The following is a 21,850-nucleotide window of genomic DNA, read 5'->3' as shown; positions in this document are numbered from 1 at the left end:
GTCACGGCTGATACGACAGCTGCGGAACGTCGAAGCAGGTGCTGTTCATGTCCCCTTGGGAGACCCATCCCCGACCGTCCTGCCAACGGGCCACGGACAGACAGGACCTGCGGTGCTTCGGCGGTTCCGGCAGCCGTTCGAAAGCGACGGGGACCAGCAGACCGCCGGCGGTGTATCCCTCGCCGCGGTTCATGAAGCCGTCGACGCACGCGCGCGTGATGCCCGTCTCCGCCCGCGCACAGGACTTCGCCGCGTCCGTGAACCACCTCGCGGCGGCCCAGCCCTCCAACTGCCACTGGGAGTGCGTCTTCAGGCCCTTGGTGGCGTCCCGGAACTCCCGTACGGCCGCGTGGCCGGTGTCCTCGTAGTTGCGGCTGGAGCCCGTCGCCCACAGGGCGTTGCGGCAGCGCGGGGCGTCCTGGTAGTCCTCGGGGACGGTGGACGTCCAGTTCTGTACGTTCGTGACCTTGGCGGTGACCTCGGCGCCGACGTCGTCCATCGCCTCGCACAACCGCGCGTTGCCATGGCTGTCGATGGCGTCGAAGACGAGGTCGGCGCCCTGCTCCTTGAGGTCGGCCGCCACGGCACGGAAGTTGGGCAGCGCGAAGTCGACCTGCTCGGTGACCACCTGGTAGCCCTCGGCCTTCAGCCCCCGCTCCACGAGCGAGGCGTAGGCGGCGGACGCGGCCTGGTTGTAGGAGACGACGGCGGCCGTACGGGCGCCGTGCTCGCGCTTGAAGTAGCGGTAGACCTCCGTGCCGCCGTACTGCTTGCCGCCCCAGCCGGTCGTGCCGCCGCGGGGCGCGAGGCTGCCGTAGATGCCGTAGAGGTGCGGGTAGGTGTCGTAGGCGGCGCCGATGGGCTGGCCGCCGATGTCGGGCACGCGCGCGCGTGCGACGCGGGAGGCGCCCGCGTAGTCGAGGGCGGTGGTGGCGACCAGGGCGACGATCTTGTCCTCGTCGATCAGCTTGTGCACGCAGGTGTTGTTGCCGACGCCGCTGCCGCCGTCGTCGCACAGGCGCACCTCGACCGGGCGGCCGTCGATGCCCCCGCGCGCGTTGAGGCGGTCGAAGTAGGCCTTGGCGCCGTCGCGCGGGCCGGTGAAGGCGTTGCCGCCGACCGGGCTGGTGGCGCTGGTGATGATGCCGACGCGGATCGGGGCGCCGCCGCGTGTCTCGGGCGCGCTGGAACGGCTCTCGAAGTCGCTCTCCGGCAGGCGGCTGCCGCAGGCGGTGCTCAGGGCGAGCAGCAGCACCGCCGCGACGGCCTCAGCAACCCGCGGCCGGCGACTGCGACGCATAGCCGCTCAGCTTGACCAGCGCGCACAGCGTGCTGACCGAGACCTTCCAGGTGCCGTCCTCCTCGACGGCCGTCCCGGAGGCGTCCGGGAGAGCGGTGGCCCCGTTCAGGAGCAGCGTGTACGTCACGGTCGCCTCGGTCGGCTTCGTGAACTCGATCTCGGTGACCTCGGCCTGGACCTGCCCGCCGCGCTCGTCACCGCTGAAGGCCTTGAGCACCGGACCCATCAGATCGCCGTTCTCGAGGACGGCCTGCTTGTCCTTCGTGGAGGTCTTCGGGTCGAAGAACTTCTGCCAGTTCGCCTTGATCTCCTGCTCGGCCGCCGCCGGGTCGGCGGGCGCGGTCGACGCCGGTGCGCTCGTGGTCTGTTCCACGGAGGGGGTCGGGGGCGTGCTGTCGCTGCCGCCGCCGCTGTCGTCGCCGCATGCCACGAGGGCCGGGGCGAGGAAGAGGGCCAGGGCGGCCACGACCGCCGTCCGCCTCGGGGCCCGTCCCCGCCGTGCGTTCCCCCGCCTGAGGTCGCTCCCGAGAACCATCTGGCTCACCACCGGGTGTCGGTCCGGGCCATGTCCGCCCGGTGCTTTCAGGGTCAGCTCACAGGGGGCATAGTGCAAGCGATTGGCTGACATGGACAGGCGTATGCACAGACTTACGACGTGTGGGAGCCAGCGATGCGGACAGGCCGACTGCGGACCGTGCACCCCGTCCTGTGGGCCGGCTGGGCCGCGCTCGCCGCGGGCGCGGCGCTGTGCGTCATCGGCTGGTACGGCATCTCGGGCGAGCGTTACGCCGAGCGGCAGCTGCCCTACCTCGCGTCCTGCACGGTCCCCGGCGCCGCGCTGATCATCGCCGGTGCGGTGCTCCTCACCCACGGGCGAGGCGCGCTCGCCGCCGCGCGCGTGGAGGAGCTGTACGACCTTCTGGTGGCCGCGGAGCCCGCCGACGCCGAGGAGGAGTCCGGGCAGTCGACGTCCGCGCCCCTGGCCGTCAGCGAGGAGCTCCTGATGGTCCCGGGCGGCACCCTGTGGCACCGCGCGGACTGTCCGCTGGTCGCGGGGAAGGCGGAGGCCGTGCCGGTGGACTCCAAGCTGGTGGCGAGCGGCGAACTGGGGCCCTGCCCGATCTGTGAGCCCGCCGAGGAAACCGACTGAGGTCCGCGCCGATGTCCTCCCTCACGTACGACCTCACGCTCGCCGGTCTGTCCGTCGGCAGTGCCGCCGCGCTCACCGGGATCGGCCTGATCGTGACGTACCGCGCGACCGGGGTGCTCAACTTCGCGCACGGGGCGATCGCGATGGTGTGCGCGTACGTGCTGCGGCAGTGCGTGGTCGAGTGGGGGTGGCCGTTGTGGGCGGGGGCGGCGGTGACGCTGCTGGTCCTCGCGCCAGGGCTGGGCATGGCGCTGGAACGGTTCGTCTTCCGGCCGTTGTCGGTCCTGGGCAGCGACCCCGCGCAGACGCTGGTCGCGTCCATCGGTGTGTTCGTGCTGCTGGTGGGCGGGGCCGCGCTGGTGTGGGGGCAGGGGGCGCGGGACGACGTGCCGGAGCTGGTGTCGGCGGATCCGTGGGGGCAGCTGGCGGTGGTGGTCGTGGTGGCCGCCGGGGTCGGTGCCGTGATCCGGTGGACGCGTTTCGGACGGGAGGTGCGGGCCGTGGTCGACGACCGGCAGCTGGCCGTGCTCGGCGGGATCGACGCGGACCGGGTGGCCGCGGCGGGCTGGGCGTTCGGCTCGTTCACGGCGGGTCTGACGGGCGTACTGCTCGCGCCGTACGTGCGCCTGGACCCGTACGGCCTGCCGCTGCTCGTCATGGAGGTGGTGGCGGTCGCGGTGGCCGCGCGGATGCGGAGCCTGCCGGTGGCGGTCGTGGTGGCGCTGGGCATCGGGGTGGCGCAGAGTCAGCTGACGCGGCTGCATCCGTCGGGCTGGGGCGAGCCGTTGCTGCGGGCCGCCGGCGCGAACCTCTTCGTCGTGGCCCTGTTGGTCGCCGCCCTCGTCCTGCCCGGCATCGGCACGCGCGACGCCCTGCCGCGCACCGCAACCGCGCGCGTGCCGACCCCGCCCGGCGCCCGGATCGTGGCCGCCGTGCTGTTCCTGCTGCCGCTCGGCTTCGCGGGCTCGGACCTGCACACCTCGGTCCAGGTACCGGCGCTGGGCGTGGTGCTGCTGTCCCTGGTGGTGGTCACCGGCCGGGGCGGCCAGATCTCGCTGGGGCAGGCGGCGTACGCGGGCCTGGGCGCGCTCTTCACGGCCCTGCTGGCGGCCGGGCGCTTCCCCGGACTGCCCCGTCTCCCCGAACTGGCCGCGCTGGCCGTGGCGGTCCTCCTGGTCGCTCCGTTGGGGCTGTTGACGGGCTGGCCGGCGATCAGCCGCCGGGGCCTGGCCCTCGCGCTCGCGACCTTCGCGGTGGGCGTCGGGGTGAGCCGCTTCGTCTTCGCCCAGCCGTACGCCGTCTCCGGGCTGTCGCTGGGGCGTCCGGCGGGCTTCGGCGGGGACCGCGCGTACTACGTCCTGGAGTTGGTCCTGCTGGCGGCCGCGCTGATGGCGACGCACGCCCTGCGCAGGGGCCGCACGGGCCGGGCGCTCGCGGCCATGCGGGACCACGAGGCGGGGGCGTCGGCGGCGGGCGTCCGGGTCCCGTCCCTGAAGCTCCTCGCCTTCGTCTCGGGCGCCGCGCTGGCCGCGCTGGGCGGCGGAATGCTCGGCATGGGGCTGCGAGCCTTCGACCCCGGGGCCTACGACCCCGTCCGCGGGCTGCTGTGGTTCGCCGCGGTCGTGGTCCTGGGCGCCGACAGCACCCTGGGCGCACTGGCCGCCGCGGCCCTGCTGGTCGGGCTCGACGCGGGCGCGCGGGGCGGGGTGGCGGCGGCGCTGATCGGGGTGCTGGCGGTGCTCGTGGGACGTTTTCCCGGAGGGCCGTACGAGGCACTGCGGACGGCGGTGGAACGACTACGACCGCACCGGAGAACGAGGCTGACGCCGCTCGGTGCGCGCGTGCGGAGAGCGTTGCGTCCGGCCGAGGCGGGGCCGCCCCGCAGGGCAGCCCTGGCGGGCGCGACGGCGGTCCGGCGGGCCGGAACGAGCGCCGGCGCGGCGGGCCGCGGGGGCGAGGGGACGCCACGGGAGCCGGCTCCCCCTCCGCCCACCACCCGCCGCCCGGCCGACGACACGCAGGAGCGGCACGACACACCTCCCCGGACGACAACCGAGACACCCCGCCGGGCTGACGGCCCACCGGGCCAGACGCCTGGACAGCCAACTCCCGACACACCTTCCCCGACGACAACCAAGACACCCCGCCCGACCGACAGCCCACCAGAAGAGACACCCGCACAACCAACCCCCAACCCACCTCCCCCGACAGCAGCCCAGCCCCCGGCCGCCCGCGGCACCCCGCACCGAGCCGCGGACCCGGCGGCAGGCGAAAGCAGCCCCCCGCTCCGGCCGCGGAGCGAGACACCCGAGTCGCGGCACACCCCCGGCCCGGCGGCAGCCGCCGTACCGGACCCGGCGGGCATCGACGGACGGCGGTCGCCGACCGGCCGCTCCCCCGCCGCCGTGACGCCCCCGAAGGGGCCGCCCACACCCACGAATGCCGCCGTGACACCGCCGCCCAGGGGCACCGCGCCCCCGCACACACCCCCACCCTCGGACTCCCCCCTCCTCACCGCCCGCCACCTCCACGCCCGCTACGACGGCTTCACCGCCCTCGACGGCGTCGACCTGGACGTCCCGCCGGGGCAGGTCACCGCGATCGTGGGTCCCAACGGGGCCGGGAAGAGCACCCTGTTCCACTGCCTCGCCGGGACGCACCGGCCCTCGCACGGGCAAGTCCTCTTCGGCGGGCGGGACATCACGCGGCTTGCCGCCCACGCCCGCACCCGGCTCGGCATCGCCCGCACCTTCCAGCAACTGGCCGTCTTTCCCTCGCTGACCGTGGCCGAGAACGTCCGGGTCGGGGCCGAGCAGGGGCGCGTCGCCGATCCGGGCGCCGTGGAGCGGGCGCTGATGCTGCTCGGGCTCGACGGGCCGGTGCGCGCACTGCCCGCCGCCGACCTGCCCACCGGCACGCTGCGCCGTGTCGAGCTGGCCCGGGCCCTGGCGGGCGGCCCGCGCGTGCTGCTGCTCGACGAGCCCGCCGCCGGCCTGGACACCGCCGAGGTGACCGCGCTGACCCGGTTGCTGAAGGCCCTGGCCGCCGACGGCACCGCCCTGCTCGTCGTCGAGCACGACCTGGATCTGGTCGCCGACCTCGCCGACGTCGTGCACGTCATGGCGGCGGGCCGCATCGTCGCCTCCGGCCCGCCCGACCGCGTGCTCGACGCCCTCGGCGCCCAGGAGGCCCCGGCATGACCGTCGTCCTGGAACTGCGCCACGCGCGCGTGCGTTACGGCCCCCTGGAAGCCCTGCACGCCATCACCCTCGCCGCGCCCGGCCCCGGCCTCACCGTCCTGCTGGGCCGCAACGGCTCCGGCCGTACGACCGTCCTGCGCGCGCTGGCCGGAATCGTGCCGCTGTCCGGCGGCGCGGTGCTGTGGGACGGCACTGACGTGACCCGCGTGCCCGCGTTCGAGCGGGCCCGCCGCGGGCTGTGCCTGGTGCCCGAGCGGCAGGCGGTGTTCGGCTCCCTCACCGTGCGCGAGAACCTCGACCTCGCGGCGCCGGCCCCCGACCTCGCCCTGGACGCCTACCCGCAGCTGAAGCCCTTGCTCGCACGCCGCGCCGGCACCCTCTCCGGCGGCGAGCAGCGCATGCTCGCCCTGTCCCGCGCCCTGCTGGCACGCGCGCGCGTGGTGCTCGTCGACGAGCCCGCGCAGGGCATGTCGCCCACGGTCGCGGCCCGCACGTACGAACTGCTGGGCTCGCTCGACGCGTGCGTGGTGGTCGCCGAACAGCGGCTGCCGCCCGTGCCGCACGGCCGGACGGCGCTGGTGTACGAACTGCGCCGGGGCGCGGTCGTGTTCAGCGGAGAGGCGGCGGAGCTGGAGCGGCCGGCGCGGGGGACAGCGGCGGACCGAAGACGGCCCAGGCCCGGGACGAGCCCTTCGGGATGACCACCAGTGTGCCCACGTTCAGCCGGTCCGGAGAGTGGCCGATCGTCTTCTTGTTGGCCTGGTACAGCGCCGACCAGCCACCCCTGACGCCGTACTTGCGGGCGATCGAGGAGAGCGTGTCGCCGGGTTTCACCGTGTGCATACGGCCCTTGAGCCCGTACCGCCCGGCGCAGACGGGCCAGGCCTCCCAGCCCTGCGCGGCCAGCACCTCCTGAGCGACGGCGATCTGCTCCTCGCGGGTGGCGAGGTCCGCGCGCGGGGCGTACTTCAGCCCGCCGAACGCCTTCCAGGTGGGCTGCCCGAACTGGAGCCCTCCGTAGAAGCCGTTTCCGGTGTTGATGTTCCAGCGCCCGCCGCTCTCGCACTCCGCGAGGCAGCCCCAGGGCCACTGGTCCTTGGCGCACTCGTAGGAGGCGTGCTTCAGGGGCGGTCCGGGAGCCGGGGGCGGCGCTGCCGCGTGCGCCACGCCTGGGGCGAGGGCGGCGAAGAGCAGGGCCGTGGCCAGGGCGAGCTTGATCGGCTTGGGGTGCATCGGCCCACGCTAAGCGGCGCATCCCGGACACCCGCACCGGCGCGTCCGGTGCGCCCGGGGCCCCACCCGGTCGGCGGACCGGACGGGGCCCCGCACTCGGCGCATTCGGACGTCGGTGAATTTCGGCCACCCACTTCATTCGCCGATTTCCGGATTTGTCGACCAGCCGCCTCGGTGATCCGTAACCCACCCCACCGATCCAACTTCCTTGTATTTCCAGGGATTTGACGGTGAGTTCCGGATTCCGTACCAAGTGTGCCCCTGCGCTGGGGATGGTTCGATTCCCTTCGCCCTGGGGCGTGACCCCCTCCACAGATCGCCCGTTGTCTCCTTCATGAGCCCGGGACCCGCCCGGTTCACGGGCCGGGAGCCACCCGGTCCCGCCACGCACCACATCCCGAGGGAGCCACCCGTGCCGCGCATGCTCGACGTCAGCGACGAGGTACGCGCCGAGATCGGCGACGAAGAAGCCGACCGGCTGCTCGCCGGAGAGAACGCCCCCGGCAGTTACGACTGCACGTCCTGCCGCACCCAGGGGGACTCCGAACAGGAACGCACCAGCACGGTCCTGTTCATCGGTGACGAGACCGCCGTTCTCGCCTTCGCCCACGCCAGCTGCCTGCCCTCGCAGGTCGTCCAGGTCACCGAGGAGCAGCTCCAGGGCGCGGTGAAGTCCATCACCGGCGACACCGTCGACCTGGAGCCCGACAAGATCGCACCCGAGCAGGCCGTGCTCGGCGTGACCAGCGGACTCGTCCTGCTCGCCGGGGAGTTGCACCCCGCGCTGGTCGTCGAGCCGACCGCGCCGATCGTGCGGCCCGGTGCGACCGGGGCCGGTGACGACTTCCTGCCGCTGCTGATCGAGCAGGGGTTCATGCCGGTGACGGCGATCGAGTCCGCGCCGTCCGTGCTGCACGGGTGGTCGGTGCTGCTGGCCGCGGGACAGCTGCACGCGGTGCTTCAGCCTTCGGCGAACGGCGGGCAGCCGATGGCGTGGTGGCAGGCGCATCAGCCGTTGCAGGTGACCGAGAGCTGGCGGGCCACGGCCAACAAGCACCAGCAGGTGCTGGTGTTCGCCGCGCCGGTGGGGTCCATCGGGCGGCAGCCCCGAGAGGATCTGCTGCGGGACGCGCTGGACAAGGCGGCGGCGAACGGGAAGCTGGTCGCGGCGGCGATGCCTCTGGCGGGGACGTGAGCGTATTGAATCCGGGGAGTGCGGGTACTGCGGGCCCCTGAGCGCAACCGCATCTCTTCAAGTGCGGGGTCGTTTGGACATACGTGCACACCTACGACGTTCCCCGCCGCCAGTTCCAGCCGCTGCCGTCCGCGCGAATGGCTCAGGATCCTCTGGGCGGACCATCGGCCACGCCGATCTACGACGCGCTCTACGCCGAGTACGTCAAGTCCTTCCGCTCGCTGCCGGGTGACCGCAGCGGCGAGGAGGACCTGGGCTTCACCGCCTTCGGGAACATCCCGCACGCCACGGGCTCGTTCAGCAACTCGTACAGCGCCTACAGCGCGGGGGCCTACAGCGCCCGCCAGCATTCGCAGTGGCAGCGCGTGGGGCAGATCGGGCAGCAACAGCACAGCACGGGGATGCACCACGTGCCGGCGGCGCTGCCGCCCGGCCCACGCAGAGGCATCTGAGACATGAGGAAGGGCGGCCCCGGTGGGGGCCGCCCTTCCTCATGCGTGCGTCACTTCTTCCTGCCGCGCTTCTCGCGCACCCGCACCGAGATGTGGATCGGCGTCCCTTCGAAGGCGAACTCCTCGCGCAGGCGGCGCTCGATGAAGCGCCGGTAGCCCGCCTCGATGAAGCCGGAGGCGAAGAGCACGAACCGCGGGGGCTTGGTGCCGGCCTGGGTGCCGAACAGGATGCGCGGCTGCTTGCCGCCGCGGACCGGGTGCGGGTGGGCGGCGACGAGTTCGCCGAGGAAGGCGTTCAGCCGGCCCGTCGGGACGCGGGTCTCCCAGCCGGCCAGGGCCGTCTCGATCGCCGGGACCAGCTTCTCCATGTGGCGTCCGGTGCGCGCCGAGATGTTCACCCGCGGCGCCCAGGCGACCTGGAGGAGCTCGGTCTCGATCTCCCGCTCCAGGTAGTAGCGGCGCTCCTCGTCGAGGCTGTCCCACTTGTTGATGGCGAGGACGATCGCACGGCCCGCGTCCACGGCCATGGTGACGATGCGCTGGTCCTGGACCGAGATGGACTCGGAGGCGTCGATCAGGATGACCGCCACCTCCGCCTTCTCGACGGCGGCCGCCGTGCGCAGCGAGGCGTAGTAGTCGGCGCCCTGCTGGAGGTGGACGCGCTTGCGGATGCCCGCCGTGTCGACGAACTTCCAGGTCACGCCGCCCAGTTCGATCAGTTCGTCGACCGGGTCGCGCGTGGTGCCCGCCACTTCGTTGACGACCACGCGCTCCTCGCCCGCCACCTTGTTCAGCAGCGAGGACTTGCCGACGTTCGGGCGGCCGATCAGCGCGATACGGCGCGGGCCGCCGACGGCGGTGCCGAAGGACTGCTCGGGCGCCTGAGGCAGCGCCTCCAGGACGGCGTCCAGCATGTCGCCGGTGCCGCGGCCGTGCAGCGCGGAGACGGGGTGCGGCTCGCCCAGGCCCAGGGACCACAGGTAGGCCGCGTCCGCCTCGCCGCTTTGGCCATCGACCTTGTTGGCGGCCAGGACCACGGGCTTTCCGGCCTTGCGCAGCAGTCGTACGACCGCCTCGTCGGTGTCGGTCGCGCCGACCTTGGCGTCGACGACGAACACGACGGCGTCGGCGGCCTCGATCGCGTACTCGGCCTGCGCGGCCACGGAGGCGTCGATGCCGAGGACGTCCTGCTCCCAGCCGCCGGTGTCGACGACCTTGAAGCGGCGGCCCGCCCACTCGGCCTCGTAGGTGACGCGGTCGCGGGTGACGCCGGGCTTGTCCTCGACGACGGCCTCGCGGCGGCCGATGATGCGGTTCACGAGCGTCGACTTGCCGACATTCGGACGGCCGACGACGGCGAGGACGGGCAACGGTCCGTGACCGGCCTCCTCGATGGCGCCCTCGACGTCCTCGGGGTCGAAGCCCTCTACCTCGGCGAGCTCCATGAACTCCGCGAACTCGGCATCGCCAAGTGCTCCGTGCTCGTGCTCCTCGCCCGAGCCGTCGGAGTGGATCTGGTCGTTCATGAAGTCCGTACCTCGTTCATCGTGGTGATCGGTGGACCAACCCGGTTTCGCCGGGTTGGTCCACTACTCAGTGTCGCCCAGCCGGCCGGTCAGCCGCCTGGCGTTTTCCAGGTGCGCGGTGAGCTGCTTCTGGATGCGTTCGGTCGCCTCGTCCAGCGCCTTGCGGGTGCGCCGTCCGCTGCCGTCGCCCGCCTCGAAGGGGTCGCCGAAGACGACGTCGACGCGGCTGCGCAGCGGGGGCAGCCCCTTTATCAACCGGCCGGGCTTGTCGGAACTTCCCAGTACGGCGATCGGGACGATCGGGGCACCGCTGCGTACGGCGAAGTACGCGAGCCCGGCCCGCAGCGCGGCGAAGTCGCCCTCGCCCCGGGTGCCCTCGGGGAAGATCCCGAGGACGCCGCCGTTCTCCAGCACACCCAGCGCCCGGCCGATCGCTGTGCGGTCGGTGGTGTCGCGGTCCACCTTCACCTGCCCGATGCCGAGCAGGAAGGGATCGAGCGGCCCGATGAACGCTTCCTTCTTGACCAGGAAGTGCGTCGGCCGGGGCGCCACGCCCATGACCATGGGGCCGTCGATGTTGTGGGAGTGGTTGACGGCGAAGATCGCCGGGCCGGTGACCGGGACCTTCCAGGCGCCGAGCACGCGCGGCTTGAACAGGCCGTACATCAGGCCGACGCCGATGCGCCGCCCGACCTCGGCACCCCGCGCCGAAGGCAGTCCGGTCACTTCGCGGCCCGCTTCTCCTCGACGAGGGTGACCACGCACTCGATGACCTGCGCGAGCGTCAGCTCGGTGGTGTCCACCTCGACGGCGTCGTCCGCCTTGGCGAGCGGCGAGGTCTTGCGGCTGGAGTCGGCCGCGTCCCGCTTGATCAGGGCCTCGCGGGTGGTGTGGACGTCGGCGCCCTTCAGCTCACCGCTGCGGCGGGCGGCGCGTGCCTCCGGGGAGGCGGTGAGGAAGACCTTCAGGTCGGCGTCGGGCAGCACGGTCGTACCGATGTCACGGCCCTCGACCACGATCCCGTGCTCGGCGGAGGACGCCAGCGAGCGCTGGAGCTCGGTGATCCGGGCCCGCACCTCGGGCACCGCGCTGACCGCGCTGACCTTGGCGGTGACCTCCTGGGTGCGGATCGGACCGGCCACGTCGGTGCCGTCCACCGTGATCGTCGGGTTCGCCGGGTCGGTGCCGGAGACGATGTCGGGCTTGCCGGCGACGGCGGCGATGGCCGACGGGTCGTCGGTGTCGATGCCGTTGTTCACCATCCACCAGGTGATCGCCCGGTACTGGGCGCCGGTGTCCAGGTAGCTCAGACCCAGCTGCCCGGCCACGGCCTTCGACGTGCTCGACTTGCCCGTGCCGGAGGGGCCGTCGATGGCGACAATCACTGCCGGGGCGGTCCGGGCGGCGCCGTTTTCCACGGGTGGACACCTTCCTGGTGCGGTGTGGCGGGGTGTGCGGGGCGCGCTCGTGCCCCGCACAAGGTTACTGGCTCCCCGGCACCGCTCTTACAGGCGGATGATCGGGAGGATCACTGCCGGATCGACCAGCCCCGCTCCCGCAGCGCCGCGCTCAGCACGGGCGCCGTCTGCGGCTCCACCATCAGCTGCACCAGGCCCGCCTGCTGCCCGGTCGCGTGCTCGATGCGGACGTCCTCGATGTTGATGCCGGCCCGGCCCGCGTCGGCGAAGATGCGGGCCAGCTGGCCCGGCTGGTCGTTGATGAGGACAGCCACGGTCTCGTAGTCCCGCGGAGCGGATCCGTGCTTGCCCGGGACCCGGACCTGGCCCGCGTTGCCCCGGCGCAGGACGTCCTGGATGCCGATGGTGCCCTCGCCGCGCTTGGCCTCGTCGGAGGACTGGAGGGCGCGCAGCGCGCGGACCGTCTCGTCGAGGTCGGCGGAGACGTCCGCGAGGAGGTCGGCGACCGGCCCCGGGTTCGCGGAGAGGATGTCGATCCACATCCCGGGGTCGGAGGCGGCGATCCGGGTCACATCGCGGATGCCCTGCCCGCACAGCCGTACGGCGGCCTCCTCGGCGTGCTCCAGGCGCGCGGCGACCATGCTGGAGACCAGGTGGGGCATGTGGGAGACCAGGGCGACGGCGCGGTCATGGGCGTCGGCGTCCATCACCACCGGCACGGCACGGCAGTGCGAGACCAGTTCCAGGGCGAGGTTCAGCACCTCGGTGTCGGTGTCCCGGGTCGGGGTCAGCACCCAGGGGCGGCCCTCGAAGAGGTCGGCGGTAGCGGCCAGCGGGCCGGACCTCTCGCGGCCCGACATGGGGTGCGTGCCGATATAGGAGGAGAGGTCGAGTCCCAGCGCCTCCAGTTCGCGGCGCGGGCCGCCCTTGACGCTGGCCACGTCGAGGTAGCCGCGGGCCACGCCCCGGCGCATGGCGTCGGCGAGCACCGCGGCCACATGGGCGGGCGGGGCGGCGACGATCGCGAGGTCGACGGGCCCCTCGGGCGCCTCGTCGATGCCGGCACCGAGCGCGGCCGCCGTACGGGCCTGCTCGTGGTCGTGGTCGGCGAGGTGGACGACGACGCCCCGCTGGGTCAGGGCCAGGCCGGCGGACGTACCGATGAGGCCGGTGCCGATGACGAGCGCGGTCCTCACTGGGCGATGTCCTTGCGCAGGGCCGCCGCGGCGCCGAGGTAGACGTGCGCGATGTCGGCGCGGGAGCGGTCGGACTCGATGTGGGCGAGGACCCGGACGACGCGGGGCATGGCGCCGGCGATGTCCAGTTCCTGGGCACAGATCAGCGGGACGTCCACGATGCCGAGCTTGCGGGCCGCTGCGGCCGGGAAGTCGCTGTGCAGATCGGGCGTGGCCGTGAACCAGATGCTGATCAGGTCGTCCGGGGTGAGGTCGTTCCGCTCCAGGATGGCCGTGAGCAGGGCTCCGACCTGCTCGTCCATGTGGCCGGCTTCGTCCTGCTCGAGTTGGACGGCGCCCCGGACCGCTCGTACCGCCACGGCGTACTCCTCGCTGGTGTGCGTATCGGCTCTCGGTCATCCAGCCTAGTCAGCCCCTGTCGGGCCGGTGCCCGGCGCCCGCCCGCTGAGACGGGGCACGCGTCGGGCCGCACGGCGCGAACGCTCCCGTACGCCTCTGGACGCCGGGCCGCGGGTCCGCTCTGATGGCAGGACACCCGCCTCGGGGGAGGCCGTCATGAAGCGTTCCGGACCACTGTTCACCCTTCTCGCGGGACTGCTGTTCGGCCTGTTCATGCTGTCGCTCAACGCGACGACGGGGGAGAAGACCTCGTCGTCCTACGTGAGCGAGTCGCCCGGCGCCAAGGCGTCGCCGAGTCCGGCTCCCACGAAGACCACCCCGTCCCCCGCACCGACGACGGCGCCCCTGCCCCACGCCGACTACGCGGGCCGTACCGACGACGACTCCGCCGCCGTAGCCGTGACGCTGCGCGACGGCAAGGCGATCGCGTACTACTGCGACGGCCGCACCCAGGAGTCCTGGCTGAGGGGCGACGTCGAGGACGACGGGACGATGAGGCTCACCGGCAGGCACGGGGCCGAGTTGAACGGCACGCTCGAGGAGGGCAAGCGGATCAGCGGCACCGTCGACATCGACGGCGGCCACCACGCCTTCACCGCCGACCGGGCGAAGAAGCCGTCCGGCCTGTACCGGGCGACGGCGACGGTGCGCGGCGCGAAGATCGACGGCGGCTGGATCGTCCTGCCGAACGGCAGCCAGGTCGGCATATTCACCCGCGACGCCGAGCCCTCGGCAGCACCCCGGATCGACCCGGAGACCGGCGCGGTGACGGTCGACGGACAGCAGCTCACGGCCCACCCCGTCACCCCTTGATCCCGTTTGATCCCGTCGGCTGACCTCTCCGGGAGCGCTCATGACCGTCGACCCGAACGCCGCAACCCAGGACTTCCCCTCCCCCGAACCCGACCACCGCCGCCCGCATCCCGCCCGCTATCTGGTCCCGGCGCTGACCGCCGGCGCAGTGGCCCTCGCCCTGGGGGTGTACGGGAAGGTCCACGACCCGGCGGGGACCGCCTTCAACCTCGCCGGTTTCAGCAGCACGGGGGCGGTGAAGTCGTGGCTGGCGACGGCGGCGTTCTGCTTCGCGCTCGTCCAGGTGGTCTCGGCGGCGATGGTGTACGGGAAGCTGCCGGGCCCCCGCTGGTCACCGACGCTGCACCGCTGGTCGGGCCGCGTGGCGTTCCTGGTGGCGGTCCCGGTCGCGGTGCACTGCCTGTACGCGCTGGGCTATCAGACATATGGGGCACGGGTTTTGTGGCACTCTGTCCTGGGTTGCTTCTTCTTCGGTGCCTTCAGTGCCAAGATGCTGCTGCTCCGCTCGGAGCGACTGCCCGGCTGGCTGCTGCCGCTCGTCGGTGGCCTGGTCTTCACCGTTCTCACCCTCATCTGGCTGACTTCCGCCCTCTGGTTCTTCCGCACCTTCGGAGTGACGACATGACCGACCGTCCGACGCGGCGCACAATCCTTCTCGCGACGGGTGCGGCGGCGCTCACCGCCGCCTGCGGCGAGTACGACGACAACGATTCCGGGTCCGCCGCCTCCCCCGGTCAGGAACTGGCGAAGACGGCCGACATCCCGGTCGGCGGCGGCAAGATCTACGCGGACGAGAAGGTCGTCGTCACCCAGCCGAAGGAGGGCGAGTTCAAGGCCTTCTCGAACATCTGCACCCATCAGCAGTGTCCGGTGGCCAACGTCTCCGACGGCACCATCAACTGCACCTGCCACGGCAGCAAGTTCGCCATCGCGGACGGCTCGGTGTCGCATCCTCCGGCGACGAAACCGCTGCCCGAGAAGAAGATCACGGTGGAGGGAGACTCGATCCGTCTGGCGTGATCCGCCGCGTACGCTCCCGGTCATGCCGCACGCGATGCACCTGCCGCCGGCGCGGCCGCTCGATGTCGGCCTCCTCATCGCTCAAGCGTCCCAGAGCGCCCCGAGGGTGAGGAGTTCGCCGCGGTACTCGATGCGGTCGGCCCAGTCCGTCGGCCAGGCGTCGGCGCCCAGGTAGGCGCCCGCGAAGGCCCCCGTCAGACAGGCGATCGAGTCCGAGTCGCCGGAGGTGCAGGCGGCACGGCGCAGCGCGGTCACCGGCTCGTCGACGAAGAGCAGGAAGCACAACAGGCCGGTCGCCAGGGCCTCTTCGGCGATCCAGCCCTCGCCGGTGGCCAGACACGGGTCGGTCTCGGGCGAGACGCTCCCCACGGCGGCCTGGAGACGGTCGAGGATCTCCAGGCACTCGTCCCAGCCCCGGGCGATGAACTGCTCGGGGGTGGGGTCCTGGCCGCGCGTCCACAGGTCGCCGAGCCAGCGGTGGTGGTAGCCGCTGCGGTTCTCCAGTGCGTACGACCTCAGCAGCCCGACGAGGGCCATGGGCTCGGCGCCCTGCGCGAGCAGGCGTACGGCGTGCGCCGTGAGGTCGGACGCGGCCAGTGCCGTCGGATGCCCGTGGGTGAGCGCGGACTGCAACTGGGCGGCGCCCGCGCGCTGTTCGTCGCTCAGTCCGGGGACCAGTCCGATGGGAGCGACGCGCATGTTGGCGCCGCAGCCCTTGGAGCCGATCTGGCTGGCGTCCTGCCAGGGCCGGTCCGTGCGCTCCAGCAGTCGGCAGGCCCGGATGCAGGTGTTGCCCGGAGCGCGGTCGTTCTCCGGGGACCGGTTCCAGGCGATGAACTCCTGCCGTACGGGGTCGGCCATCCCCTCCGGTGCGAGCACTCCCCGGTCCATCGCCGTCCGCAGCCCCCGCCCCAGCGCCAGAGTCATCTGCGTGTCGTCGGTGACGATCGCCGGCCTCGGCAATGCCATCTCCCGCCAGGGTCCGCACTTGGCGAGGATCGAGGGGACGTCATTGAACTCGGTCGGGAAGCCCAGCGCGTCCCCGAGGGCGAGACCGGTGAGCGCTCCGGTGGCGGCTTGCTTCCGGACGGTGGTGGTCATACGGGGTGTCCTTCCCGGGACGGGCGGAGGAGGGGCGGGTGCAGGGTGGTGGCCGGGCCCGCACGGTACAGCGCGGCCGGTTTGCCGCGTCCGCCGGTCAGCCGGGCAGCGCCCGGGACCGGTTCGACGAAGCCGGGCGTGGCGAGCACTTTGCGCCGGAAGTTGGGCCGGTCGAGCTCGGTGCCCCAGACGGACTCGTAGACCTGCTGCAACTCGCCGAGCGTGAATTCGGGCGGGCAGAACGCGGTGGCGAGGCAGGTGTACTCCAGCTTGGCGCCGACGCGTTCGTGCGCGTCGGCCAGGATCCGGTCGTGGTCGAAGGCGAGCGGTCCGGCCGAGTCGTACGACACCCAGCTCGCCCGCGCCGCGTCGCTGCCCGCGTGCGGCTCGGGAGGGTCCGGCAGCAGCGCGGCGAAGGCGACCGACACGACCCGCATGCGGGGGTCGCGGTCGGGCTCGCTGTAGGTCCGCAACTGCTCCAGGTGCAGCCCGGAGACGTCCGACAGGCCGGTCTCCTCGGCGAGTTCGCGCCGGGCGGCCGTCTCCGCGGACTCGTCCGGCTGCACGAACCCGCCGGGCAGCGCCCAGCGGCCCGCGTACGGCTCCTGCCCGCGCTCGACGAGCAGCACGTGCAGCCCGCCGGCGCCGAGGGTGAGGACGGCGAGGTCGACGGTGACGGCGAAGGGTTCGTAGGCGTGCTTGTCGTAATCCGTTTCTTCCTGGCCCACGCAAACCCACCTCCTTAATAGTCAGTACGACTATAAAAGGGGTGGCTGTGTTGCGGCAACCCCTAGGCACACGGGGCACGGCGACCGGCCAAGACCGGTGGGAAGGCACAAACGAATCGGCCGGTCCCGAGTCGATTTCGGAACCGGCCGCCGTGAAGGGCGATCTACAGGTCGACTTCCTTCATCAGCATCCCGACCTCGGTGTTCGACAGCCGCCGCAGCCAGCCCGACTTCTGGTCGCCCAGGGTGATCGGGCCGAAGGCGACACGGACCAGCTTGTCGACCGGGAAGCCGGCCTCGGCCAGCATGCGGCGCACGATGTGCTTGCGGCCCTCGTGGAGGGTGACCTCGACGAGGTAGTTCTTGCCGGTCTGCTCGACGACCCGGAAGTGGTCCGCCTTCGCGTACCCGTCCTCCAGCTGGATGCCGTCCTTGAGCCGCTTGCCCAGGTCGCGCGGGATCGGGCCCACGATGTGCGCGAGGTAGACCTTCTTCACGCCGTACCTGGGATGGGTCAGCCGGTGCGCCAGCTCGCCGTGGTTGGTGAGCAGGATGACACCCTCGGTCTCGGTGTCGAGCCGCCCCACGTGGAAGAGCCGCGTCTCGCGGTTGGTCACGTAGTCGCCGAGGCACTGCCGGCCCTCGGTGTCCTCCATCGTCGAGACGACACCGGCCGGCTTGTTCAGCGAGAAGAACTGGTACGACTGCGTCGCCACGGTCAGGCCGTCGACCTTGACCTCGTCCCGCTCCGGGTCGACCCGCTTGCCCTGCTCCAGGACGATCTCGCCGTTGACCTCGACCCGCGCCTGCTCGATCAGCTCCTCGCAGGCCCGCCGGGAGCCGTAGCCCGCGCGCGCGAGCACCTTCTGCAGCCGCTCGCCCTCCTGCTCGGCGCCCGGGAAGGTCTTGGGCGGCTTGACGTCCTTCTTGTTCGCGTACCGGTCGCGGTTGCGCTCCTCGGCCCGCGTCTCGTACTCGCGCGAGGTCGCCGGGGCGGTACGGCCGCGCCCGCCGCCCTGCTGGGGCTTCTTCGGTCCGCCCTTGGCGCCGCCGCGCGCCGCGCCGCCGCGCCCCGCCTTCGGTCCCTCATGAGACGCGCTGGGGCCCACGTCGTAGCGGCGCTCCTCGGGGCGGGGCTTGCTGGGACGCCCCTGAGCCTGGCCCTGGCCCTGTGCCTGACCCCTGCCCTGACCCTGCCCCCTGCCCTGGCCCTTCGCCTGCCCCTGCTTCTGGTCCCTGTTGTTGCCGGCACCGCGGGGGTTACCGCGCCCGCCGCTCTTGCCGCTACCGCTGCTTCGCATCAAATTTCCGTCGTCGTATTAGGCGTCGTATTAGGCATGTACGTCCCGGCACCGTCGTCCGCGTCCGGAGCATCCGGATCGAACGACGGTACGGCTTCCTGGGTCTCGGCCTCGATCGCCTCCGCCTCCGGGAGGAAGGGCGCGAGCTCCGGGAGCTCGTCCAGACCGCGCAGGCCCATCCGTTCCAGGAAGTAGTTCGTCGTCGTGTACAGGATCGCACCTGTTTCGGGTTCCGTTCCCGCCTCCGCGACCAGACCGCGCTGAAGGAGGGTGCGCATCACACCGTCGCAGTTCACTCCGCGGACCGCCGAGACCCGGCTGCGGCTGACCGGCTGGCGGTAGGCGACGACCGCCAGCGTCTCCAGCGCGGCCTGCGTGAGCCGGGCCTGCTGGCCGTCCAGGACGAAGCCCTCGACGGCCGCCGCGTACTCGGGGCGGCTGTAGAAGCGCCAGCCGCCCGCGATCAGCCGCAGCTCGAAGCCGCGCCCCTGCACGGTGTACTCGTCGGCCAGCTCCCGCAGCGCGTCCGCGATCTTCCGCTTGGGCCGCTGAAGGATCTTCGCCAGGTGTTCCACGGTCGCGGGTTCGTCCACGACCATGAGGACGGCCTCCAGGGCCGGCTTGAGGTCGAGGTCGGCGACCGTGCGCAGGCCGGCCGGTACGTCGGTGGTCTCCTCGCTCACGCCTTCTCCTCCTCCTTGGGCAGCTCCGGCGGCCGGTCGAACTCGTCGGTCACCACGGGCTCGGTGTCCCCGTCCCCACCGGTCCAGCGCACCAGCAGCTCGCCCAGTGCGGTCTCCTGGTCGAGAGCGACGGCCTTCTCCCGGTACAGCTCCAGCAGCGCCAGGAAGCGCGCCACGACGGTCAGTGTGTCGACGGTGTCCTCCACCAGCACCCGGAAACTGGCCTCGCCGAGCTCCTTCAGCCGCGCGACGACGATCCCGGCCTGCTCCTGCACGCTGACCAGCGGCGCGTGGATGTGGTCGACGTACACCTGGGGCTTGGGCTTGGGCTGCATCGCCTTGACGGCGAGCTTCGCGAATCCCTCTGCGCCGATGCTGATGACCACCTCGGGCAGCAGTTCGGCGTGGTGCGGTTCGAGTCCGACGGTACGGGGGTAGCGGCGGGCCTCGTCGTCGAGCCGTCCGCTGAAGATGTCGGCGATCTGCTTGTACGCGCGGTACTGGAGGAGCCGTGCGAAGAGCAGGTCCCGGGCCTCGAGGAGCGCCAGGTCCGCCTCGTCCTCCACCTCGGCGGCGGGCAGCAGCCGGGCCGCCTTCAGGTCCAGCAGGGTGGCCGCGACGACCAGGAACTCGGTGGTCTGGTCGAGGTCCCAGTCCGGTCCCATCGCCCTGATGTGCGCCATGAACTCGTCGGTCACCTTGGACAGGGCGACCTCGGTGACGTCCAGCTTGTGCCGGGAGATCAGCTGGAGCAGCAGGTCGAAGGGCCCCTCGAAGTTGGCGAGCCGGACCTTGAAGACACCGTCGTCGACTTCTTCCGGCTGAGCCCCATCGGCCTCAGCCGGGGCCTCGACCGCAGCCACCGGTTCGCTCTCCGCCGCAGGCGGCGCAGGCACAGGCGCAGGCACAGGCACATCCGGTTCAACCGGCGGAGCCATCGCCCCTTTCCCCAGCGCGCGCCGACGACCGGCGGGTGCGCCGGGGGCGGGAACGTCGTTCGAGGTCATAGCCCCCGCAGGCTACCGCTACCGCCCGCGCAGCCGCCGGACGAGGATGCTCGCGTCCCCGCGGGACTCCAGGTCGGCCAGGACGACGGCGACGGCCTCGCGCACGATCCGTCCGCGGTCGACCGCGAGTCCGTGCTCGCCCCGGAGCACCAGACGCGCGTGCTCCAGATCCATCAGCTCCTCGGCGGACACGTACACCGTGATCTTCTCGTCGTGCCGCTCCCGCCCGCTGGGGCGGCGCGAGGGGGCCCGTCCTCGCTTGCCGCCGCGCGACTGGGCTCCGGCGGAGGCCTGGGCAGAACCTTCCTGCTCCCCCTGACGACGCCCGGAGCGCTCCGCGCCCCGGCTGCGGGACTCGCCGGCTTCCGCGGGCTCCGCGTCGGCCGCCACGTGCTCCGCGCCGTCGCCGTCGCCGCCCTGCGCGGGCACGGACTGCGGTCCGTCCTCGGAGGACGAGGCCGCGGCCCCGTCGCTCTCCCCCGCGGGAGCCGGCACCCGGGCCTCGCCGTTGGCCTGGCGCCGGGGAGTGGACGCCTGGAGCGCCATCCCCCCTGTCGTACGGAACAGTTCGTCGGCCCCCGGCAGACTCACTCGGCGTGACACCGGGCGAGCACCTCCCTGGCGAGCTGACGGTAGGCGGCGGCGCCGACGGAGTTGGACGCGTACGTGGTGATCGGTTCGCCGGCGACCGTGGTCTCCGGGAAGCGGACCGTGCGCCCGATGACCGTGTGGTAGACATGGTCGTCGAACGCCTCGACGACCCGCGCGAGCACCTCACGGCTGTGCACGGTGCGCGAGTCGTACATCGTGGCGAGGATCCCGTCGAGCTCCAGCTCCGGGTTGAGCCGTTCCTGGACCTTCTCGATGGTCTCCGTCAGCAGCGCGACACCGCGGAGGGCGAAGAACTCGCACTCCAGGGGCACGATCACCTTGTGCGCGGCCGTCAGGGCGTTCACCGTGAGCAGGCCGAGCGAGGGCTGACAGTCGATCACGATGTAGTCGTAGTCGGCCATGAGCGGCTTCAGGGCGCGCTGCAGTGTCGACTCGCGCGCGACCTCGGAGACCAACTGGACCTCGGCCGCCGACAAGTCGATATTGCTCGGCAGCAGGTCCATGTTCGGGACCGCCGTCTTCAGGAGCACCTCGTCGGCCGCCATGCCCCGCTCCATGAGCAGGTTGTAGACGGTGAGGTCGAGCTCCATCGGGTTGACACCGAGACCGACCGACAGCGCGCCCTGCGGGTCGAAGTCCACGAGCAGCACGCGACGTCCGTACTCCGCGAGGGCGGCACCCAGGTTGATGGTCGACGTCGTCTTGCCGACGCCGCCCTTCTGGTTGCACATCGCGATGATCGTCGCGGGGCCGTGACTGGTCAGCGGACCCGGGATCGGGAAGTACGGCAGCGGGCGCCCGGTCGGGCCGATGCGCTCGCGGCGCTGGCGGGCAGCGTCGGGCGCGAGCGTGGCCGCGTACTCGGGATCGGGCTCGTACTCGGCGTCGGGGTCGTAGAAGTGCCCGTCGGGCAGTTCGTCGTAGTCGGCGAATTGGTTGTGGGGCGCGCCACTTCCGTCGCCGGCCATGGCGTTCACGTGATGGCCATCCATGCTCTTGTGTGCTGTCCGAGTCATCCCTGGGATCTGGTGACTCTGGTGGGCTGCGAAGGTGCGCACAGCAACGGAGCCGACAGCCTCGAACCCCGCGGGGCCCTGGGCCCGTGCAGGCATTCCTGGTTGACCACCCCCGGGAGAAAATGTCGACTCATTCACAAGTCGTCTTACCTCCTTGGACGTGACCAGGAAACTTATCGATAGGTCAGCGTGGCACCATGCCGACGGTTGGCGACTCTATGGCGTGTCGGGCGTCCGCAGCAACACAATCCGCCGTACCCGGCAGGATGTGTCGGCAATGAAACATCCCACTGTCAAGGGCGTACGGCCGTCGCACGGTGGGTTTCACCGGTGTACGAATCGGTTCAAGGGTTACGTTCGAGGCGAGTTGACCGAGAGTCGCAAAGTGACCATACACACATCCGGCCGGGCCTCGTCGGTCAAGGTCCGGCCGGGTGTACGGCGTTGACGACCCCTGTTGACGAATCGCCTTTTACCGGATGATGACTTAGCGACTCGGC

General features: G+C 72.0%; 23 protein-coding genes. 8 read left to right on the top strand and 15 right to left on the bottom strand.

Going from position 1 to position 21,850, the window contains the following annotated elements:
- Position 1: 1 nt before the first annotated feature.
- Positions 2-1,300 (bottom strand): ABC transporter substrate-binding protein, encoded by a 1,299-nt coding sequence (locus AB0I77_RS46095; protein ID WP_363288906.1) that lies wholly within the window; start codon positions 1,298-1,300, stop codon positions 2-4.
- The gene (locus tag AB0I77_RS46090) at positions 1,269-1,835 is read right to left on the bottom strand and encodes a hypothetical protein (RefSeq protein ID WP_363288905.1); all 567 of its coding nucleotides are present in this window, start codon (positions 1,833-1,835) and stop codon (positions 1,269-1,271) included. The genes AB0I77_RS46095 and AB0I77_RS46090 overlap by 32 nt, the downstream gene beginning before the upstream one ends.
- 135 nt (positions 1,836-1,970) lie before the next feature.
- Here AB0I77_RS46090 and AB0I77_RS46085 point away from each other — a divergent pair, with 135 nt between their 5' ends.
- The 3 genes from AB0I77_RS46085 to AB0I77_RS46075 are packed head-to-tail and all read left to right on the top strand — an operon-like array spanning position 1,971 to position 6,351.
- On the top strand, positions 1,971-2,450 hold the full coding sequence (locus AB0I77_RS46085) for a hypothetical protein (protein ID WP_363288904.1): 480 nt from the start codon (positions 1,971-1,973) through the stop codon (positions 2,448-2,450).
- A gap of 11 nt (positions 2,451-2,461) precedes the next feature.
- Entirely contained in the window at positions 2,462-5,650 is a 3,189-nt protein-coding gene (locus AB0I77_RS46080; protein WP_363288903.1) for an ATP-binding cassette domain-containing protein, read from the top strand.
- Positions 5,647-6,351 carry an ATP-binding cassette domain-containing protein gene (locus tag AB0I77_RS46075; protein ID WP_363288902.1) on the top strand — a complete coding sequence of 235 codons (705 nt, stop codon included), beginning with the start codon at positions 5,647-5,649 and terminating at the stop codon, positions 6,349-6,351. Before AB0I77_RS46080 ends, AB0I77_RS46075 begins: the two co-directional genes overlap by 4 nt.
- Here AB0I77_RS46075 and AB0I77_RS46070 read toward each other — a convergent pair.
- On the bottom strand, positions 6,260-6,883 hold the full coding sequence (locus AB0I77_RS46070; protein WP_363288901.1) for a transglycosylase family protein: 624 nt from the start codon (positions 6,881-6,883) through the stop codon (positions 6,260-6,262). The genes AB0I77_RS46075 and AB0I77_RS46070 overlap by 92 nt on opposite strands.
- Before the next feature lie 412 nt (positions 6,884-7,295).
- Here AB0I77_RS46070 and AB0I77_RS46065 point away from each other — a divergent pair, with 412 nt between their 5' ends.
- Together AB0I77_RS46065 and AB0I77_RS46060 are read left to right on the top strand one after the other, a co-directional pair.
- Positions 7,296-8,078: a hypothetical protein gene (locus AB0I77_RS46065; protein ID WP_363288900.1), complete on the top strand. Its 783-nt coding sequence runs from the start codon at positions 7,296-7,298 to the stop codon at positions 8,076-8,078.
- An 83-nt stretch (positions 8,079-8,161) separates the two neighbouring features.
- Entirely contained in the window at positions 8,162-8,530 is a 369-nt protein-coding gene (locus AB0I77_RS46060) for a hypothetical protein (RefSeq protein WP_363288898.1), read from the top strand.
- Between the two features lie 50 nt (positions 8,531-8,580).
- Here the strand turns inward: AB0I77_RS46060 and der are convergent, their stop codons facing one another.
- The 5 genes from der to aroH all read right to left on the bottom strand — a co-directional run bounded on the left by der (position 8,581) and on the right by aroH (position 13,029).
- On the bottom strand, positions 8,581-10,056 hold the full coding sequence (gene der, locus AB0I77_RS46055) for a ribosome biogenesis GTPase Der (protein WP_363288897.1): 1,476 nt from the start codon (positions 10,054-10,056) through the stop codon (positions 8,581-8,583).
- A gap of 63 nt (positions 10,057-10,119) precedes the next feature.
- The gene (locus AB0I77_RS46050) at positions 10,120-10,782 is read right to left on the bottom strand and encodes a lysophospholipid acyltransferase family protein (protein ID WP_363288896.1); all 663 of its coding nucleotides are present in this window, start codon (positions 10,780-10,782) and stop codon (positions 10,120-10,122) included.
- Positions 10,779-11,474, bottom strand: a complete 696-nt coding sequence (gene cmk / locus AB0I77_RS46045; protein WP_363288895.1) for a (d)CMP kinase — start codon at positions 11,472-11,474, stop codon at positions 10,779-10,781. The genes AB0I77_RS46050 and cmk overlap by 4 nt, the downstream gene beginning before the upstream one ends.
- A gap of 110 nt (positions 11,475-11,584) precedes the next feature.
- Positions 11,585-12,670 (bottom strand): prephenate dehydrogenase, encoded by a 1,086-nt coding sequence (locus tag AB0I77_RS46040; RefSeq protein ID WP_363288894.1) that lies wholly within the window; start codon positions 12,668-12,670, stop codon positions 11,585-11,587.
- Positions 12,667-13,029 (bottom strand): chorismate mutase, encoded by a 363-nt coding sequence (gene aroH, locus AB0I77_RS46035; RefSeq protein ID WP_363288893.1) that lies wholly within the window; start codon positions 13,027-13,029, stop codon positions 12,667-12,669. The genes AB0I77_RS46040 and aroH overlap by 4 nt, the downstream gene beginning before the upstream one ends.
- A 196-nt stretch (positions 13,030-13,225) precedes the next feature.
- Between aroH and AB0I77_RS46030 the strand changes: the two genes are divergently transcribed.
- The 3 genes from AB0I77_RS46030 to AB0I77_RS46020 are packed head-to-tail and all read left to right on the top strand — an operon-like array spanning position 13,226 to position 14,902.
- Positions 13,226-13,882 carry a hypothetical protein gene (locus tag AB0I77_RS46030; RefSeq protein WP_363288892.1) on the top strand — a complete coding sequence of 219 codons (657 nt, stop codon included), beginning with the start codon at positions 13,226-13,228 and terminating at the stop codon, positions 13,880-13,882.
- Positions 13,883-13,922: 40 nt separating this feature from the next.
- Complete coding sequence (locus tag AB0I77_RS46025) at positions 13,923-14,507, top strand: DUF6529 family protein (protein WP_363288891.1); 585 nt, start codon at positions 13,923-13,925, stop codon at positions 14,505-14,507.
- Positions 14,504-14,902 (top strand): Rieske (2Fe-2S) protein, encoded by a 399-nt coding sequence (locus tag AB0I77_RS46020; RefSeq protein ID WP_363288890.1) that lies wholly within the window; start codon positions 14,504-14,506, stop codon positions 14,900-14,902. Before AB0I77_RS46025 ends, AB0I77_RS46020 begins: the two co-directional genes overlap by 4 nt.
- Before the next feature lie 81 nt (positions 14,903-14,983).
- Here the strand turns inward: AB0I77_RS46020 and AB0I77_RS46015 are convergent, their stop codons facing one another.
- The 7 genes from AB0I77_RS46015 to AB0I77_RS45985 all read right to left on the bottom strand — a co-directional run bounded on the left by AB0I77_RS46015 (position 14,984) and on the right by AB0I77_RS45985 (position 21,446).
- The gene (locus tag AB0I77_RS46015; RefSeq protein WP_363288889.1) at positions 14,984-16,003 is read right to left on the bottom strand and encodes an ADP-ribosylglycohydrolase family protein; all 1,020 of its coding nucleotides are present in this window, start codon (positions 16,001-16,003) and stop codon (positions 14,984-14,986) included.
- Entirely contained in the window at positions 16,000-16,731 is a 732-nt protein-coding gene (locus tag AB0I77_RS46010; RefSeq protein WP_363288888.1) for an NUDIX domain-containing protein, read from the bottom strand. Before AB0I77_RS46010 ends, AB0I77_RS46015 begins: the two co-directional genes overlap by 4 nt.
- Before the next feature lie 164 nt (positions 16,732-16,895).
- Positions 16,896-18,032 carry a pseudouridine synthase gene (locus AB0I77_RS46005; RefSeq protein WP_363288887.1) on the bottom strand — a complete coding sequence of 379 codons (1,137 nt, stop codon included), beginning with the start codon at positions 18,030-18,032 and terminating at the stop codon, positions 16,896-16,898.
- Positions 18,032-18,715, bottom strand: coding sequence for an SMC-Scp complex subunit ScpB (gene scpB, locus AB0I77_RS46000; RefSeq protein WP_363288886.1), 684 nt, complete (start codon positions 18,713-18,715; stop codon positions 18,032-18,034). Before scpB ends, AB0I77_RS46005 begins: the two co-directional genes overlap by 1 nt.
- Positions 18,712-19,722: a segregation/condensation protein A gene (locus AB0I77_RS45995; RefSeq protein ID WP_363288885.1), complete on the bottom strand. Its 1,011-nt coding sequence runs from the start codon at positions 19,720-19,722 to the stop codon at positions 18,712-18,714. The genes scpB and AB0I77_RS45995 overlap by 4 nt, the downstream gene beginning before the upstream one ends.
- Positions 19,723-19,740: 18 nt before the next feature.
- Positions 19,741-20,325 carry a hypothetical protein gene (locus AB0I77_RS45990; RefSeq protein ID WP_363288884.1) on the bottom strand — a complete coding sequence of 195 codons (585 nt, stop codon included), beginning with the start codon at positions 20,323-20,325 and terminating at the stop codon, positions 19,741-19,743.
- Entirely contained in the window at positions 20,310-21,446 is a 1,137-nt protein-coding gene (locus AB0I77_RS45985) for a ParA family protein (protein WP_363288883.1), read from the bottom strand. The genes AB0I77_RS45990 and AB0I77_RS45985 overlap by 16 nt, the downstream gene beginning before the upstream one ends.
- Positions 21,447-21,850: the final 404 nt, after the last annotated feature.

The organism is Streptomyces sp. NPDC050619, from assembly GCF_040654815.1.
GTDB lineage: Bacteria > Actinomycetota > Actinomycetes > Streptomycetales > Streptomycetaceae > Streptomyces.
This window is presented reverse-complemented; position numbering and strand designations above follow the sequence as displayed.